This is a genomic window from Gemmatimonadota bacterium (genome assembly GCA_026387915.1).
In the GTDB taxonomy this organism is placed as follows: Bacteria; Gemmatimonadota; Gemmatimonadetes; order Gemmatimonadales; family Gemmatimonadaceae; genus Fen-1231.
On record JAPLKS010000013.1, the window covers coordinates 204,288 to 220,152 of the forward strand.

Annotated in this window: 16 protein-coding genes and 2 tRNA genes; all 18 read right to left on the reverse strand. The window is 63.9% G+C overall.

Annotation, left to right across the window (positions count from 1 at the left end):
- Nucleotides 1-88: 88 nt before the first annotated feature.
- Nucleotides 89-162: transfer RNA gene (locus tag NTZ43_07800), tRNA-Met, on the reverse strand.
- Nucleotides 163-238: 76 nt separating this feature from the next.
- A tRNA-Met gene (locus NTZ43_07805) sits at nt 239-312 on the reverse strand.
- 84 nt (nt 313-396) lie between these two features.
- Complete coding sequence (locus tag NTZ43_07810) at nt 397-744, reverse strand: septum formation initiator family protein (GenBank protein MCX5767110.1); 348 nt, start codon at nt 742-744, stop codon at nt 397-399.
- Nucleotides 734-2,020 carry a phosphopyruvate hydratase gene (eno, locus tag NTZ43_07815; protein MCX5767111.1) on the reverse strand — a complete coding sequence of 429 codons (1,287 nt, stop codon included), beginning with the start codon at nt 2,018-2,020 and terminating at the stop codon, nt 734-736. Before eno ends, NTZ43_07810 begins: the two co-directional genes overlap by 11 nt.
- 108 nt (nt 2,021-2,128) lie before the next feature.
- Entirely contained in the window at nt 2,129-2,881 is a 753-nt protein-coding gene (locus NTZ43_07820) for a lysophospholipid acyltransferase family protein (protein MCX5767112.1), read from the reverse strand.
- Nucleotides 2,881-3,837, reverse strand: a complete 957-nt coding sequence (thiL, locus tag NTZ43_07825; protein MCX5767113.1) for a thiamine-phosphate kinase — start codon at nt 3,835-3,837, stop codon at nt 2,881-2,883. The genes NTZ43_07820 and thiL overlap by 1 nt, the downstream gene beginning before the upstream one ends.
- 137 nt (nt 3,838-3,974) lie before the next feature.
- On the reverse strand, nt 3,975-5,516 hold the full coding sequence (locus NTZ43_07830) for an NAD(P)H-hydrate dehydratase (GenBank protein ID MCX5767114.1): 1,542 nt from the start codon (nt 5,514-5,516) through the stop codon (nt 3,975-3,977).
- Nucleotides 5,517-5,529: 13 nt separating this feature from the next.
- Nucleotides 5,530-5,916: a hypothetical protein gene (locus tag NTZ43_07835; protein MCX5767115.1), complete on the reverse strand. Its 387-nt coding sequence runs from the start codon at nt 5,914-5,916 to the stop codon at nt 5,530-5,532.
- Between the two features lie 111 nt (nt 5,917-6,027).
- Nucleotides 6,028-7,302 carry a serine hydroxymethyltransferase gene (locus NTZ43_07840; protein ID MCX5767116.1) on the reverse strand — a complete coding sequence of 425 codons (1,275 nt, stop codon included), beginning with the start codon at nt 7,300-7,302 and terminating at the stop codon, nt 6,028-6,030.
- Nucleotides 7,299-7,748, reverse strand: coding sequence for a ribose 5-phosphate isomerase B (gene rpiB / locus NTZ43_07845; GenBank protein ID MCX5767117.1), 450 nt, complete (start codon nt 7,746-7,748; stop codon nt 7,299-7,301). Before rpiB ends, NTZ43_07840 begins: the two co-directional genes overlap by 4 nt.
- Nucleotides 7,748-8,824 (reverse strand): leucine dehydrogenase, encoded by a 1,077-nt coding sequence (locus NTZ43_07850; protein MCX5767118.1) that lies wholly within the window; start codon nt 8,822-8,824, stop codon nt 7,748-7,750. Before NTZ43_07850 ends, rpiB begins: the two co-directional genes overlap by 1 nt.
- A gap of 32 nt (nt 8,825-8,856) precedes the next feature.
- The gene (locus NTZ43_07855) at nt 8,857-10,023 is read right to left on the reverse strand and encodes an acyl-CoA dehydrogenase family protein (GenBank protein MCX5767119.1); all 1,167 of its coding nucleotides are present in this window, start codon (nt 10,021-10,023) and stop codon (nt 8,857-8,859) included.
- A 47-nt stretch (nt 10,024-10,070) separates the two neighbouring features.
- A complete protein-coding gene (locus tag NTZ43_07860) occupies nt 10,071-10,919 on the reverse strand; it encodes a 3-hydroxybutyryl-CoA dehydrogenase (GenBank protein ID MCX5767120.1) in 849 nt (282 codons plus the stop codon).
- Between the two features lie 3 nt (nt 10,920-10,922).
- The gene (locus tag NTZ43_07865) at nt 10,923-11,840 is read right to left on the reverse strand and encodes a CPBP family intramembrane metalloprotease (GenBank protein ID MCX5767121.1); all 918 of its coding nucleotides are present in this window, start codon (nt 11,838-11,840) and stop codon (nt 10,923-10,925) included.
- A 36-nt stretch (nt 11,841-11,876) separates the two neighbouring features.
- On the reverse strand, nt 11,877-13,094 hold the full coding sequence (locus NTZ43_07870; GenBank protein MCX5767122.1) for an acetyl-CoA C-acyltransferase: 1,218 nt from the start codon (nt 13,092-13,094) through the stop codon (nt 11,877-11,879).
- Nucleotides 13,091-13,732, reverse strand: coding sequence for a hypothetical protein (locus NTZ43_07875; GenBank protein ID MCX5767123.1), 642 nt, complete (start codon nt 13,730-13,732; stop codon nt 13,091-13,093). Before NTZ43_07875 ends, NTZ43_07870 begins: the two co-directional genes overlap by 4 nt.
- Nucleotides 13,732-15,696, reverse strand: coding sequence for a threonine--tRNA ligase (thrS, locus tag NTZ43_07880; GenBank protein ID MCX5767124.1), 1,965 nt, complete (start codon nt 15,694-15,696; stop codon nt 13,732-13,734). The genes NTZ43_07875 and thrS overlap by 1 nt, the downstream gene beginning before the upstream one ends.
- Nucleotides 15,693-15,839: a hypothetical protein gene (locus tag NTZ43_07885; GenBank protein ID MCX5767125.1), complete on the reverse strand. Its 147-nt coding sequence runs from the start codon at nt 15,837-15,839 to the stop codon at nt 15,693-15,695. Before NTZ43_07885 ends, thrS begins: the two co-directional genes overlap by 4 nt.
- Nucleotides 15,840-15,865 lie beyond the last annotated feature (26 nt).

Consider the following 15,865-nt stretch of genomic DNA (forward strand, 5'->3'; position numbering starts at 1 on the left):
AGAGGAAGCAAGACATCCGGGAAAACGAAAAGGGGCGGGCGTCACCGATCTGGTGACACCCGCCCTTTTCGTTGTTCGTGTTGCGTAGTAGCAGGAGCGGGACTCGAACCCGCGACCCCGTCATTATGAGTGACGTGCTCTAACCAGCTGAGCTACCCTGCCAAACTCTCGGAATTCTCCCCGAGCCTCCGGAAAATAACGACGGCCAGCCCCTTTCGGAACCGGCCGTCGATATCAGTGGCGGGGGCGGGATTTGAACCCGCGACCTTCGGGTTATGAGCCCGACGAGCTACCAGGCTGCTCCACCCCGCGTCATTACATCGAAAGCTAGTCCGGTTACGCCTGCAGTCAAGCGTTTTTCGCTCTTTTTGCCCCTGTTTCACACGCAAAACACGGTTAGCGACGCTTCTTCTGCCCTGTGTCGCGTTTCTCCGGCGTCGTGAAGCGGTAGAGCAGTTCTTTGTTGCCCCGCACCATCCCAAACTCCTCGCGGGCAATCTTCTCCTGTAACACCGGATCCGTCTCCAACGCCTTCTTGTAGGCCTTGAGCGAATCCACTTCTTTCTGCAACGAATCCACCGTTTTTTCCATCCGTGCGAGCCGCTGACGCTGGCGCAGCAAGTCGAGCGTGCTCCACTCGCCCCCCTGCACCGCAAAGAAAACCGCCGCTAACAGCACCACGCCGATCAACGCCCGCTTGATCGTCGTGGCGCGGTCAACGCCCGCGGCCCTCTTAGTCGCCAATGCCGTACACCGCGCCGCCCGGATACTCCGCGTGCGCGCCAAGCTCCGACTCAATGCGCAGCAACTGATTGTACTTGGCCACGCGGTCCGTACGACTCGCCGAACCGGTTTTGATCTGCCCCGCGTTCGTCGCCACCGCGAGATCGGCAATGAACGTGTCTTCGGTTTCGCCGCTGCGATGCGAGATGATATTCTGATAGCCGTTGCGACGCGCCATCTCAATAGTCTCGAGCGTCTCGGTGACGGTGCCAATCTGATTGAGCTTGATGAGAATGGCGTTGGCCACATCTTCATCAATGCCGCGGCCTAAGAACTCGCCGTTCGTCACAAAGAGATCGTCGCCGACGAGCTGCACACGGTCACCGAGCGCAGCGGTGAGCTTGGCCCAGCCGGCCCAGTCGTTTTCCGCCAGACCGTCTTCAATAGACACAATCGGATACTTCTTGATCCAGCTGTCATACAGCTCAATCATCTGTTCCGCATTCTTGGTGCCGGCGCCGCTCTTCTTGAAGGTGTACTTCCCCTTGTCAAAGAGTTCGCTGGCCGCGCAGTCGAGCGCGAGGCAAATATCGGTGCCAGGCGCGTAGCCCGCCGCGGTGACCGCTTCGAGAATCACCTTGATCGCGTCTTCGTCGCTCTTGAGATCGGGGGCAAAGCCGCCTTCGTCACCCACACCCGTCGCAAAGCCGCGCTTGACCAACACCTTCTTGAGCGCATGAAACACTTCGGCGCCCATGCGCAGACCATCGGCAAACGATTCGGCGCCCACGGGCACAATCATGAACTCTTGCAGGTCCACCGTGTTCGTGGCGTGCGCACCGCCGTTGATGATGTTCATCATCGGCACGGGGAGGGTGCGCGAAAGCGGGCCGCCGAGGTAGCGATACAACGGCAAGCCCGCATCCACCGCCGCGGCGCGCGCCACAGCCATCGACACGCCAAGCATCGCATTGGCGCCGAGCTTGGATTTGTTTTTGGTGCCGTCGAGTTCAATGAGCGCACGGTCGATGTCGAGCTGATCGCTCACTTCGCGCCCGCGTAGTACGGGGGCGATTTTTTCTTCGACATTGCGCACGGCTTTGCGCACGCCTTTGCCGCCGTAACGCTTGGGGTCGCCGTCGCGCAGTTCGAGCGCTTCGTGCGAGCCGGTGCTCGCGCCACTCGGCACCGCGGCGCGTCCGGCGCCACCGTCTTCGAGGAGGACGTCAACTTCGATGGTCGGATTGCCGCGCGAATCGAGGATTTCGCGGGCGAGAACGCTGGTGATAGCGGACATGATCGGAGAGGTGAGAGCGGAGGTCAAACCAACACGCGAACCATTCGGCGAAGCGGCGCCACCGACGCGACGGCACCGCGTGCAACACGCAGCACCGCACCGCTAAATCTAGCCGATCACAGCCCGTCGTGGCTCCCAGAGTGGGCTCTCCACCCCATACTCCGACCGGAGCACCTCGGCCATCCGCGCGTGCACCTTGGCCGCGATGGTGTCGCGCTGGTCATAATCGAGCCCCGCCGTGGGAACGGGCTCAAGAAAATGGACGTGCACCGTGCCCCCGTACACCCGGAACGGGTTGCGGGTGAGCACCTGCATGGTGCCGTACACTACCGTGGGCACGACCGGGGCCGCGGCGTCGATAGCGAGCACAAAGGGGCCTTTCTTGAGCGGTCGGAGCGCGTACGACGTACCGCGCGTGCCCTCCGCAAAGACCACCACGGAGCCCCCTTCGCTAATGCGGCCCGCGACGTTGCGGTACGACTCGAACGCCGCCTTTCGATTAGCGCGCTCAATAAACACCATCCCCGCCGATCGCATGGCACGGCTGAACAGCGGAATGTTCGCGAGCTCGGCTTTGGCCACGAATTTCACGCGTGGCACCACGGTGGCCACCGCCAGCACATCAAACAGCGTGACGTGGTTGACCACAAACACGTGGCGCCCAATGCGCGCGCCCGGCACGTCGTGCACCACGACCTTCACGCGCGACGCCCAGACAATGCACCGTGCCCACCAGCGCGGCGCCCAATCATAAATCGATCCGTCTCGGTCTTTGACGCCGAGCAAGGACGCAATAATGACGAGGGTGCCAAAGAAGATCGTCGAGACGATCAGCGCGAATACCGCAGCGGCCGTGCGCATTAGGCCAAAAAGTGGTCGTGGCCACGCGGCGTTGGCACTCGCCGCCCACCGCGTAGCACATCCAACCCTGGGCCACGCTCGTCCTCGACGTCTACCACACCAATGCGCGTAATGGGGACACCAAACTCTTTCGCAAAGGCCGCCGCATCGAGCTGATCCGTGGCCGACACGAGCAACTCGTACTCTTCACCGCTTTGCGCGGCATCATCCATGGTGGCGCCGCTGATCACGGGAAGCCACTCGAGCTCGATCGTTAACCGTGCGCGACTCGCCGCCGCAATGTGCGCGGCGTCGCCAATCACGCCGTCGGAAATGTCGATGGCGGAGGTTGCACCGTGCGCGGCGAGCCACCGCGCCTCGCGCAAGCGCGGCAATGGCCGTACGAATCGGTCCCGATGCAACGGTATGGGAACCACCCCACGCTGCAACGCTTGCAACGCCAATCGCGGACCGCCGAGCGCCCCAGTCACCCAGAGCGCCTGCGTGGGGATGGCGCCAGCGCGACTCAGCATTCGGTTTGGCAGAGCCGCCCCGAGCACCGTCACGCAAAAGTTCAGCTCGCTCCCACTGGAAAGGTCGCCGCCCATGATGGTGATATCACTGGCGCGAGCCGCCGCGCCAAAGCCGTCCGCAAAGGCCATACTCTCAGCGCGCCACCGGTCGGGCAGCGTCATGGAGATCAGCATGCCGAGGGGTTCGGCGCCCATCGCCGCGAGATCGCTGATGGCCGACGCGGCGGCGCGATAGGCGATTTCGTTGCTGGAAAACCATCCGCGCTTGAAGTGGACGTTCTCCACTGTCGTGTCGGTGCTGACCACGAGTTGGCGCCCCTCCCCCACGTCGAGCACGGCGCCGTCGTCGCCGGTGCCGCGCGCGACCGACCCCCAGCGCGCGAGTGTCGCGCGCACGGTGTCGAACTCGCTGCCTGGCCCGAGCGGGAGGTGAATATTCGCCATGTTCGTGAAGGGGGATTCCGTGATCAAAACTAATCGCCTACACCGGCTTCCATAGCGCGTCGGCGTAGAAGCCCCTCTGCTGCGAGGGTCGGCGCCGCGGGGAGCACCAATCTTCGAGTATCGGCAGGCGCCAGCCGCTACACGACCGCCGAGTGCTCCACCACAGCCTGCAGCTGCGCCAGCCAAGGAGGCGAAAGCGGCACATCCGAGAGCTGCCAGACGGTGGGGAGCGCGAGCAGGATGTCGTCGAGCGTCACCCCGCGGACTCCCCAGCCTGCCCCCGCCATCTCGGCGGCGCGCCCATGTGCCCACGCACCAGCAGCCGCGCTGGTGGTGCTGTCACCGGTCTGAGCGAGGAGGGTGGCCACCATGCCACCGAGCACGTCGCCACTTCCCGCCGTGGCGAGGGCGGGTGTGCCTGAGGCGCTCACCCATCGCTCCGTGGAGTTAGCGATCACCGTTGGCACCCCTTTGAGCAGCACGGTGCATCCCAGCTCACGAGCTGCCTGCTGAGCGGCATCAAATCGCTCCTCATCAGCCACCGCAGGGCTCACCCCCATCAGTCGGCCAAACTCGACGGCGTGCGGTGTGATCACCGCCGCGCGCCCACGGAGGAACGCGGCGAGCTGCTCGCGACGCCCCTCAAAGGCATTGAGTGCGTCGGCATCCAACACGACGGGTCCCGCGAACGCCCCGAGCATACGCTCAATCAACGCACCCGCTTCTGGCGAGCGACCAAGCCCCGGCCCAATCAGCATCGCGTGTGCCCACGCGCCGAGCGCGGCGGCTTCGGCGTCGTCGGTAGGCCAGGGCGCCGCCATTGCAGCAGGCTCGCCACCCTGCACCGCCACGAGACTCTGCGGCGCCACGCACAACTTCACCATCCCGATCCCCGAACGCATGGCACCGCGTGCGGCAAGAATAGACGCACCGGCCATTCCCGCCGCACCGCCCACTACGAGCAAGCGGCGCCGTGTGCCCTTGTGCGCATCGGCAACAATCGGTGGCACCGCTCGGCGCACAAAGTCTGCATCGACCAGCGTGGGGAGATCGCTCCACCCCGACGCCACACGCCCCAGCCCGATATCCGCCACGAGTATTGCACCGGCCGCCGCGCGATTGCGCAGCAACCCGCGTTTGAGCGAGCCGTAGGTAACGGTGAGGTGCGCGCGCACATGCACCCCCGCGCACTCGCCGGTGGTGGCATTCACGCCGCTTGGCACATCAACTGCGACCACGCGCGCCGCATGGTGCCGTTCGTGCATGAGCCGAATCGCATGCTCCACCGCATCGCGCGGCGCGCCCGTGGCACCAGTGCCGAGGAGCCCGTCGATGACAACCCCTTCGCTGCCGTCGGGTTCGCCCGACTGCACCACCGAGAGCGCCTCGCGCTGCTCCACCTGTGCGTCTGCTGATCGCGCGGCGCCCGTGCTGTGCACGCGCACCTGCAGGCCCGAGCGCGCGAGGAGTGCGCCTACACGCCAGGCATCGCCGCCGTTATTGCCCACACCTGCGTAGATCGCAACGCCGCGCGCCGCCTCAGCGGCAAAGCGTTGAAGCACGGACTGCGCCGTCGCGGCAGAAGCGGCGCGCATCAGTTCACGCGACAACGTGCCGTCCGCAATAGCGCGCTGGTCGAGTTCGGCAGCTTCCGCGGCGGTAACAACGCGCACGGTCATGATGCGGTGCATCCTACGCCGTAAAAGGACGATTCCACGGATAGTCGCGATCGAACGCCGTCGCAAAATCAAAGACGTTTGCAAAATCGTCGCGCGAATCGTTGGGCTGCGAGAGGAGCAATCCCAGATCCACGAGCGTGAAGACGATGTCGCCAAAGTCGGCGCTGCGCGTCACGCCCCAGTGTGCGAGGACCATGCGGGCCAGCAGTCCGTAGCGCTCCAGCGCGAGATCGCGGCATCCCTCGGCGAGTTCCGCGCCGGTGAGATGGCGACGCTCCGGGAGCCGCGTCTGGCAAAACTCGAGGGCGGCAAGCACAAATAGGTAGCCGGCCTCGGAAAACCGAGGCTCGCGCAACCGAATGCGGTCCATCACGCCATCGCGAAATGCCAGTTCAGCCATTGCCACCCCCGCGCGGCACCCGCCCACCGGGCCCGACGCACCTTCATAATATCGGCAGGGAGGCTAGTAAACGACCAGTCTCCGCCGCGGGGGTGGGGGGCTTCCGCCTGCCTACTTCCCTGGGTACAGCGGGAACGCGACCGTCAGCGCTTTGACCTCGGCGCGCACGGCCGCGAGCACTGCGGCGTCTTCGGGCGCCGTGAGCACGCGGTCAATAAAGCCGGCAATCCGCTCCATTTCCGCCGCGCCCATTCCGCGCGTGGTCACCGCCGGCGTGCCAATACGAATGCCGCTGGTGATAAACGGCGACTGCGTCTCGCGCGGCACTGTGTTCTTGTTGACGGTGATGCCCGCATTGTTGAGCGCGAGTTCCGCCACCTTCCCCGTGATGTTCTTGGAGCGCAGGTCCACGAGCATGAGATGGTTGTCGGTGCCGCCGCTCACAATCAGATAGCCGCGCGCCGCGAGTGCTGCGGCCAGGGTGCGGGCGTTGGCCACGATCTGCGTGCAATACTCCTTGAACGCCGGTTCCAATGCTTCACGGAACGAGACGGCCTTCGCCGCAATCACATGTTCGAGCGGTCCGCCCTGTGTGCCAGGAAACACGGCTTTGTCCACCGCTTTGGCGTGCTCCGCTTTGCACAGAATCATGCCGCCGCGCGGGCCGCGCAGCGTTTTGTGCGTCGTGGTGGTGACCACATCGGCGTACGGCACCGGCGACGGATACACTCCCGTGGCCACGAGCCCCGCGAAATGCGCCATGTCCACGAGGAGAATCGCGCCAACTTCCTTGGCGATTTCCGAGAACGCGGCAAAGTTCACCACGCGCGAGTAGGCGCTATAGCCGGCAATGATCATCTTCGGCTTATGCTCACGGGCCTTGGCGCGCATCGCGTCGTAGTCAATGAGGCCGTTGTCGTCCAATCCGTACGACACAATGTTGTAGAGCAAGCCGCTGAAGTTCACCGGCGAGCCGTGCGTGAGGTGACCGCCCTGCGAAAGGTCGAGCCCCATCACCGTGTCGCCCGGCTTCAAGAACGCGAGGTACACCGCCCAGTTCGCCGACGCGCCCGAGTGCGGCTGCACATTGGCATGATCGGCGCCAAAGAGTTTCTTGGCGCGGTCAATGGCGAGCTGCTCCACCTTGTCCACCACTTCGCAGCCACCATAGTACCGCTTGCCCGGCAACCCTTCGGCGTACTTGTTGGTGAGCGCCGTCCCCATGGCTTCGAGCACGGCGGGCGACACAAAGTTTTCACTGGCAATGAGCTCGAGGCCGTCGGTCTGCCGACGCACTTCTTCATCAATCAGCTGCGCGATTTCGGGATCACTCGCGCGCAGTGCGGCGCCGGTTTCCGCGCGGTCCCATGCAGGCCATCCACTCATTGCGAATCTCCCTCGAGTTCAATTTTTTCGACGCGGCGTTCGTGTCGCCCACCGTCGAAGGGGGTGTCGAGCCAAGCCTGCAAAATGGCTTCGGCTTCTACTTCGGTTACAAAACGTGCGGGCAGCACCAGCACGTTGGCATTGTTGTGCTGCCGCGCGAGTGCTGCCACTTCGGGGTTCCACGCCACCGCCGCGCGCACATGCGCGTGACGATTGGCCGCGTACGACATACCCAGCCCCGTGCCGCAGATCAGCACGCCACGCGTCACCTCGCCCGTCGAGACTTCCTCGGCGAGCGGATGCGCGTAGTCGGGATAGTCCGTAGACGCCTCGGAACTGGTGCCGAGGTCCTGCACCTCAAAACCAAGCGCGGTGAGCCGCGCCTTGAGCGATTCCTTTAGCGCAAAACCAGCGTGGTCTGACGCAATCGGGATTCGTTCTGCCATCAGCTCTTCCGTGGCCACTGGGGCCAGGTCTTGGTGAGTCCGCGCACGGCGGCGAGGCGACGTTCGGCGAGTTTGTCGGCCGCATCGTACGTGAGCACGCCCTGCTCCTTGGAAATCTGATAGATGCCGAGCAAGGTGTCGAAGATTTCGTCGGCCTTCCGGAGCGCGCGCTCGCGCGTCCATCCCGCGAGTTCCGAGTACACGTTAATCACACCGCCGGCATTGGCCACAAAGTCCGGCCCGTACAGAATGCCGCGCTTTTCCAGCGCTTCGCCATGCTTCTTGGGCTCGAGCAGCTGGTTGTTGGCGCCGCCGCAGACGATCTCGACGTTCAGCTTTGGAATCGTATCATCGTTGAGAATCGCACCGAGCGCGCACGGGGCAAAGATGTCGGCCTTCTGCGAGAAGATCGCGTCGCCTTCCACGGCCTTGGCGCCGCAGTCATCCACAATCGCCTGCACTTTGTCGGCGCGAATGTCGCTCACAATCAACTTGGCGCCCACCGCCGTGAGTTCCTTGGCGAGGTAGCGGCCCACATTACCGCACCCTTGGATCGTCACGGTTCTCCCCGTGAGATCGGTGGAGCCCCAGCGATGCTGCGCCGACGCGAGAATGCTGCGGAACACGCCGCGCGCTGTGACGGGCGACGGATCACCGGACTTGTTGGCGAGGCCGGCCACATAGTCTGTTTCCATGTGCACGTAGTCCATGTCGGCCGTGCCGGTGCCCACATCTTCGGCGGTCACATAGCGGCCACCGAGCGATTCCACAAAGCGACCGTGCGCGCGGAAGATCATTTCGCGATTGGCGGTGCGATTGTCGCCAATGATCACCGACTTGCCGCCACCGAGGTTCAGGCCGGCCACGGCATTCTTGTACGTCATGCCACGCGAAAGGCGGAGCGCATCGGTGATGGCTTCGTCATCGGTCGCGTAGTTCCAAAAGCGCGTGCCGCCGAGCGCGGGGCCAAGCGTGGTGTCGTGGATCGCGATAATGCCGCGGTAGCCAGTGGACTTGTCGTGACAGAGCACGACCTGTTCGTGGCCAAGCTCAGAGAGCGTGTCAAACACCTTCATGGAAAGCTCGAATGAAAGGGGGAAAGAACGTGTTACTCGGGTAGCCGAAGCGACCGCGCAATGACAATCCGCTGAATTTCTGACGTGCCCTCGTAAATCTCAGTGACCTTGGCGTCGCGGAACAAACGCTCCACGTCGTAATCCTTGGTGTAGCCGTAGCCACCGAATACTTGAATCGCCTGCGTGGTCACCCACATCGCGGCTTCGCTCGCCATCAGCTTGGCCATAGACGTGTAGGCGCCCGGACTCTCGCCGCGATCTTTCATCATCGCCGCCGCATGAAGCAACGCGCGCGCCGCGGTCACGCGGCACGCCATGTCGGCCAGCTTGAACTGAATGCCCTGAAAATCGTGAATGGGCGCACCGAACTGCTTACGCTCGCTCGCGTACTGAATCGCAAGATCCAGCGCACGCTGTGCGATGCCCACCGCCTGCGCCGCAATTCCCATCCGTCCGTGTTCGAGCGATTGCAGCGCGTACACAAAGCCCATCCCTTCTTCGCCGAGCAGCCGGTCCGCTGGCACGCGGAGGTCGTCGAAGGTGAGTTGCACGGTCGGCGACGAGCGGAGCCCGAGCTTGTTCTCTTTCTTGCTCACGTGGAAGCCCGGCAAGTCGGGCGTAATAATAAAAGCCGAGATCCCGCGCCCACCGCGGCGCGACTCCGAGGTATCAGTGCGCGCCATCGCGAGAATCACGCCGGCGCAGTTGCCATTGGTGACCCACGCCTTGGTGCCATTGAGCACCCAATGGTCACCGTCGCGCACGGCCTGCGTGCGCAACGCGGCGGCATCGGAACCGGCATCCGGCTCCGAGAGCGCGAAGGCACCGAGCATCTCACCGCGCGCCATCGGCGGCAACCAACGCTTGCGCTGCTCTTCGGATCCGTAGCGCAGCAACATCTGCGTGGGGAGCGAGTTGTGCACCGACATTAAAACGGCCGCCGAAGCATCGGCGGCCGCAATCTCCTCAAGAGCGAGGAGATACGTCAGGCTGTCCATGCCGAGTCCGTCGTACTCCTCGGGCAAGAGCATGCCGAGAAAGCCAAGTTCCCCGAGCTGACCAATGAGCGCGGGGTCAAAACGCGACTCTCTGTCGAGTTCCGCCGCCTTCGGCGCGAGTTCCGCCCGCGCAAAGGCGCGAGCAGTGCGTTGAATTTCGGCCTGATCAGCGGTCAGCGGCGTGAGTGATGCGTCAGTCATTACAGATAATTACGGAAGCGGGGGGCGAGTCGTTCAGCGGGTGCAGGTTACTTGTACTCGTAGAAGCCACGTCCCGACTTACGTCCCAGCCAGCCGGCCGCGACGTATTTGCGAAGCAACGGACAGGCGCGGTACTTGGAGTCGCCAAGCCCGTCGTGCAGCACCTCGAGAATCGCGAGGCAGGTGTCGAGCCCAATGAGGTCGGCCAGTGCGAGCGGCCCCATCGGATGATTCATGCCGAGCTTCATGACCGTGTCCACCGCTTCCGGCGTGCCGACGCCTTCCATCACGCAGTACACGGCCTCGTTGATCATCGGCAAGAGCACGCGATTGGCAATGAAGCCGGGGTAATCGTTGGCCTGCACCGGCGTCTTCCCCACCAGCGTGGCCAGCGACAATGTGCGCGTGACGGTCTCCTCACTCGTGGCCAGGCCGCGGATGATCTCCACGAGCTGCATCACGGGCACGGGATTCATAAAGTGCATCCCGATCACATCGGCGGGCCGCTTTGTTTTGGCGGCAATCTCCGTGATGGAGATGGAGCTCGTGTTCGTCGCCAGAATGGCGCCAGCCGGCGCCAGACGGTCGATGTCCGCGAAGATTTTGAACTTGAGCGCGGGATTTTCGGTGGCGGCTTCAATCACAAACGAGGCGCCGGCCACGGCGCCGAGGTCGGTGTTGGTCGCAATACGCGCGAGCGTGGCGTCCTTGGCTGCGGCGTCGAGCGTTCCTTTCTTCACCTGACGGTCCAAGTTTTTCTCGACGGTGCCCTTGCCGCGCGCGAGCGCCTCGGCCGACACATCGATCATCGTCACGGAGAGGCCGGCCGCCGCGCAGACGTGCGCAATGCCATTCCCCATCTGCCCAGCGCCGATCACGGCAATCGTATCACTCATTGGTCAGTTCTCCACAGTTGTCGCGGAGAGGAGGTCCTCTCCGGTTGCGCGCACAGCAACTCGGTTGCCACGCCGCAGTAATAGAAAAGTAGCGACCAGCATCCCCGCCGCAGCGGCCAGCCCGCCTTCTGGCCCCCATGCCCCGCCGGTAAGCCAGACCGGACCATGATCGAGGAGCCGGTAACCGGGGGTCCCGAGCGGCAGCCCACTCACCGGCGCATGTAACGCGGCGGCCTGCATGAGGTTCCAGGCGAGGTGCGCCGTCCACGCTGCCACGAGACTCCCCGTGGCCAGTCGAACCGCCGCCAGCAGCACACCGGCCAATGCCACGGTCGCGGTGGACATCATCGTGGGCGCCGGATTGAACAGATGTAGCAGTGCGAACACGATGCTCGTGAGCGCCACCGCCCACCCCGCACCGAGCGACTCGCGAAGCGCGGTGAACGGGTAGCCGCGCATCGCCAGTTCCTCCACCAATGCCGCGGGCGTCAGAATGAACAACGCCGACCGCGTGGCCACCCACCATGACTCGGGTGTCGCCACGTTCTCAAATGAAAAGCGCCCTGTCGCCAGTAACAGCGCACAGGGCACCAGTATGGCCAGCGCACCAACGGCGAAGCCGTAACTCGCCGAACGCACATTCCAGTCGGCGCGCGCGAGCCCAACGCGCGTCCATGCGGGTACGCCGCGGCCGTCGAGCCGTAGGCAAAACCAGCTGGCCGCCCCTAACGCGAGGAGCGCACCGAGTTGATCGAGTGGCACACGGTACTCGCGCGCCCACTGCACAAGCGGTGTGAGCGCCACCAGCGGATACACCAACCCGCCAATCAGTCCGCCGGCAACAAAGGTGACGCCAAAGAAGAGTACAATCCGCCACGGCGCGCGGAGCGCGCCGTCGGCGGTCTCAAACAGCGCGCGCATGCGGTCGCTCGCGTTGCGGGGCGTGCCGGACCGCGGTTAGACGCGCTCGACGCCGAGCGCCACCGCGTTGCCGCCGCCCAAACAGAGCGTCGCAAAACCCGTGCGCAGTCCGCGATCCTGCAACGCATACAGCAGCGTCACGAGAATACGCGCACCACTCGAACCAATCGGGTGCCCAAGCGCAATCGCACCGCCGTGCACATTCACGCGCGACGGATCCCAGCCGAGCCCGTCGCCATTGGCGAGCGCCTGGCTCGCAAAGGCTTCGTTGGCCTCAATGAGATCGTAGTCGCTGATCTTCATGCCGGTCTTCTTCATCATATTCTGCACGGCGAGAATCGGCGCAAAGAACAAATCCTGCGGATCGCCGCCACCCGATGCATAGCCGGTGATGCGGGCGAGAATGGGAAGGCCATGCGCCTTCGCGTAGGCTTCGCTCGCTATCACGAGCGCCGCGGCGCCGTCGTTGAGCCCCGGCGCGTTGCCGGCGGTCACGGTGAGTTCTTCGGGCTTCATATCTTTGGGCGCGTCTTTCGCAAAGGCCGGCCTCAGCTTGCCCAGCGCTTCAACCGACGTGTCTTTGCGCGGACTCTCATCGGTGTCGATCACCGTCGCGCCCTTTTTGCCCGCGATCTCAACCTTGGCAATTTCTCCGGCGAACTTGCCCGCTTCAATCGCCGCGACCGCCTTTTGGTGCGACGCATACGCGAACTCGTCCTGCCGCTGCCGCGTGATGCCAGCCTTCTTGGCCGTATACTCGGCGTGTCCGCCCATGTGGCGATCATAGAACGAGCACCAGAGGCCGTCGCGAATGAGACCGTCGGCCATCGACTGATTGCCGAACTTGATGCCGTTGCGCATCCCGCTCACATAATGCGGCGAGTTGGACATTGACTCTTGTCCTCCGGCCACGAGCAGCTGTTCATCACCAGCGCGAATGGCCTGCGCTGCGAGCATCACCGCCTGCAACCCGGAACCACACACCTTGTTGATGGTGAGCGCGGGGACCGTGCCCGGCACGCCGGCTTTCATCGCGGCCTGACGCGCCGGCGCCTGGCCGACGCCGCCCTGCAACACATTGCCCATGATCACTTCGCCAATCTCCGACGCATCAATGCCGGCACGCGCAATCGCGGCGCGAATGGCCACCGCCCCAAGTTCCGGCGCGGTGAGCGGCGCGAGTCCACCAAGAAAACGTCCGATGGGCGTGCGAGCGCCCGCGATGATGACGGGGATGCGCGACGTATCTGTCATTTGTACTTCCGGCTTGAGTTGAAGGCGATGGTAGCGCCAATGGATGGAAGAAACGACTCCACAACTGTCTCGGCCCAGCGCACCGCCGATGCTCCCGCGGTGGGGTTGCCGCTGCGCGGCGCAAAGACGAGACGGTCGAGCACAGCACCGGCCACCGCACCAATCCCCGCCCCAAAGGCGGTGGTGCCGAGCGATCCGGTTTGGTTGCCAATGGAGCCAATAGCAAAAACGCCAGCCGTGGTACCAACCCACGCGCCGGCGACTCCAGTGACAAAAGCAATACGGCTACGCGTCGCGTCTTCGGGATCTGCAACCCAACCCGTGACGACTTGCCCAACATAATGACCGAGGAAAAATCCCGTGATGCCCGCGTACGATCCCACGACCAACTCGCCGACCACGCGACCTGGCTCAAGGTCAGGACGCGTGATGGGCGCCGCCGCCGTTGCAGAGAGCGGCGTACCAGCCACCGACACCATGTCCAACGTCGGGCGCGCGGACCATCGAGGCAGTGTCACCGCGTGCGACGGCGGCGAATACCGAGCGCCAATCGGGAGCGGCGTACGCTGCGCGTCGGCTGACGACCAGCACAGGACGGTGAGTCCAACGCAGCCGAACACCCGAACCGCGCGGCGCATCAGGCCTCCGCCCCCATCGGCGTCAGAGCCCGCGTGCGAATCTCTTCGGAAAGGCGCGCAATAAAGTCATCCACCGACAAAATCTCCTGCTTCTTGCCCGTGCCGCGCACGCGCACCGCGAGCGTGCCACCTTCAGCTTCGCGTCGGCCCAGCACCGCCATATACGGCACCTTCATGGTTTCGGCGTCGCGAATACGGTAGTTCAATGTCTCCGAACGGTCGTCGCACGACGCGCGAATGCCCGCGTCGCGCATCTTGCGCGCAATCTCCTGCGCCTGCGGGGCGAGGTCGTCGGCAATCGGCAACACGCGCACCTGCTCGGGCGAGAGCCACACCGGGAACGCACCGGCAAAGTGCTCAATGAGAATGGCGATGAACCGTTCAAACGACCCACTCACGGCGCGGTGAATGACCACCGGACGGTGCGACGCATTGTCCTCGCCCACGTACTCGAGGTCAAAGCGCTCTGGCGCGTTGTAGTCGAGCTGAATGGTGCCCAACTGCCAATGACGTCCAATGGAATCGGTAACGTCAAAGTCAATTTTGGGGCCGTAGAAGGCGCCGTCCCCTTCCTTCAACTGATACGGACGGCCCGTGCTCTCGAGCGCGGCGCGCAACGCACCCTCGGCGCGATCCCACAATTCATCCGATCCAATGCGCTCTGGCGGACGGGTCGCAAATTTGAGCGTCGCGGTGAGGCCAAAGGTGTCGTAATAGCCAAGAATGAAGTCCATCAAGAACTTCACCTCGCTGGCAATCTGATCTTCACGCAGATACACGTGACAATCGTCCTGCGCAAACTGCCGCACGCGCGTCAGGCCAGAGAGCGCGCCGGAGAGCTCATTGCGGTGCAGCACGTCAAAGGTGACGTAGCGCAGCGGCAACTCGCGGTACGAATGCTTGTGCGAACCATAGAACAGATGGTGCGACGGGCAGTTCATGGGTTTGAGCGACATGTCGTGCTCTTCGGTCTCGTTATTGAGCACGAGGAACATGTTCTCTTTGTACTTCCCCCAGTGACCCGACTGCTCCCACAGCTTCTTCGTGTACAGCAGCGGCGTTTTTACCTCGAGAAACTCTTCGCGCTGCCGTTCGGCGACAAACTGCTGGAGCGTGTTGTAGAGCGTGGTGCCGCGCGGTGTCCAGAAGGCCGCGCCTGGCGACACCGGAAAGAAATGGAAGAGATCGAGCTGCCGCCCCACCACGCGGTGGTCACGGCGCCGCGATTCCTCCATCTGGTGCAGATGCGCGTCGAGCTCTTCGCGTTTGAAGAAGGCCGTCGCGTAAATACGCTGGAGCATCTGCCGTTTTTCGTCGCCGCGCCAATAGGCGCCGGCCGCCGAGAGCAGCTTGAAGTGCTTGAGATACGACGTGTCTTGCACGTGCGGGCCGCGGCAGAGATCCACAAAGGGGCCGTCGGTGTACGTGGAAATAATCTCGTCGCTCCCTTCAAAGTCCTCGAGACGCTCCAGCTTGAGCGGATCGTCGGCAAAGACTGTGCGCGCCTCGCTCTGACTGACTTCGGCACGCACGAACGGGAGCTTTTCGGCCGTGACCTTCACCATCTCCGCCTCAAAGGCTTCGAGGTCCTCGGGGGTGAACGGCTTGGAGACCTCAAAATCGTAGTAAAAACCGTCGTCGATAGCCGGGCCAAAGCCGATCTTGGCGTCCGGACGCAGGCGGCGGACCGCGGTGGCCAGAATATGCGCGCCGGAGTGGCGCAGCACACCGAGCGCCCGCGGGTCCTTATCGGTGATCACCTGAAAGGCGCCCCCCTTTCGGAGCGGGGTGTGCAAATCCTGAATCTCACCGTCCACCGCCACGGCAATCGCCGCCAGTAGCAGGCGCGGGCCAATGGACCCGACCACCACGCTCGGCAGCGTCCCGTAGGGCACCTCTCGGGTGGCACCATCGGGAAGGACGAGGGTCAGAATCTGAGAGGCGTCGGCGGTCGAAACGGTCATCGGTCGGTTACCACGTCGAGCAGAGGTGTGATATGATCGGCAAATCGGAAGTAGAGCACCACGCCAAACGCCAGCACGAGGCTAAACGCCACCCAGAGGGCCAGCCCCCGAACACTGCTTCCACGACTGTTGGGCTCGGCCACGGCGAATCTCCGGCGGGGGATATGCC

Bases quoted from the DNA above. Each gene is read 5' to 3' on its own strand.
- NTZ43_07870 (MCX5767122.1), bottom strand. From the start codon at position 13,094: ATGACAGATACGTCGCGCATCCCCGTCATCATCGCGGGCGCTCGCACG.
- rpiB (MCX5767117.1), bottom strand. From the start codon at position 7,748: ATGGCAGAACGAATCCCGATTGCGTCAGACCACGCTGGTTTTGCGCTA.
- thrS (MCX5767124.1), bottom strand. From the start codon at position 15,696: ATGACCGTTTCGACCGCCGACGCCTCTCAGATTCTGACCCTCGTCCTT.
- NTZ43_07855 (MCX5767119.1), bottom strand. From the start codon at position 10,023: ATGACTGACGCATCACTCACGCCGCTGACCGCTGATCAGGCCGAAATT.
- NTZ43_07860 (MCX5767120.1), bottom strand. From the start codon at position 10,919: ATGAGTGATACGATTGCCGTGATCGGCGCTGGGCAGATGGGGAATGGC.
- NTZ43_07835 (MCX5767115.1), bottom strand. From the start codon at position 5,916: ATGGCTGAACTGGCATTTCGCGATGGCGTGATGGACCGCATTCGGTTG.
- NTZ43_07840 (MCX5767116.1), bottom strand. From the start codon at position 7,302: ATGAGTGGATGGCCTGCATGGGACCGCGCGGAAACCGGCGCCGCACTG.
- eno (MCX5767111.1), bottom strand. From the start codon at position 2,020: ATGTCCGCTATCACCAGCGTTCTCGCCCGCGAAATCCTCGATTCGCGC.
- thiL (MCX5767113.1), bottom strand. From the start codon at position 3,837: ATGGCGAATATTCACCTCCCGCTCGGGCCAGGCAGCGAGTTCGACACC.
- NTZ43_07820 (MCX5767112.1), bottom strand. From the start codon at position 2,881: ATGCGCACGGCCGCTGCGGTATTCGCGCTGATCGTCTCGACGATCTTC.
- NTZ43_07865 (MCX5767121.1), bottom strand. From the start codon at position 11,840: ATGCGCGCGCTGTTTGAGACCGCCGACGGCGCGCTCCGCGCGCCGTGG.
- NTZ43_07875 (MCX5767123.1), bottom strand. From the start codon at position 13,732: ATGCGCCGCGCGGTTCGGGTGTTCGGCTGCGTTGGACTCACCGTCCTG.
- NTZ43_07850 (MCX5767118.1), bottom strand. From the start codon at position 8,824: ATGAAGGTGTTTGACACGCTCTCTGAGCTTGGCCACGAACAGGTCGTG.
- NTZ43_07830 (MCX5767114.1), bottom strand. From the start codon at position 5,516: ATGACCGTGCGCGTTGTTACCGCCGCGGAAGCTGCCGAACTCGACCAG.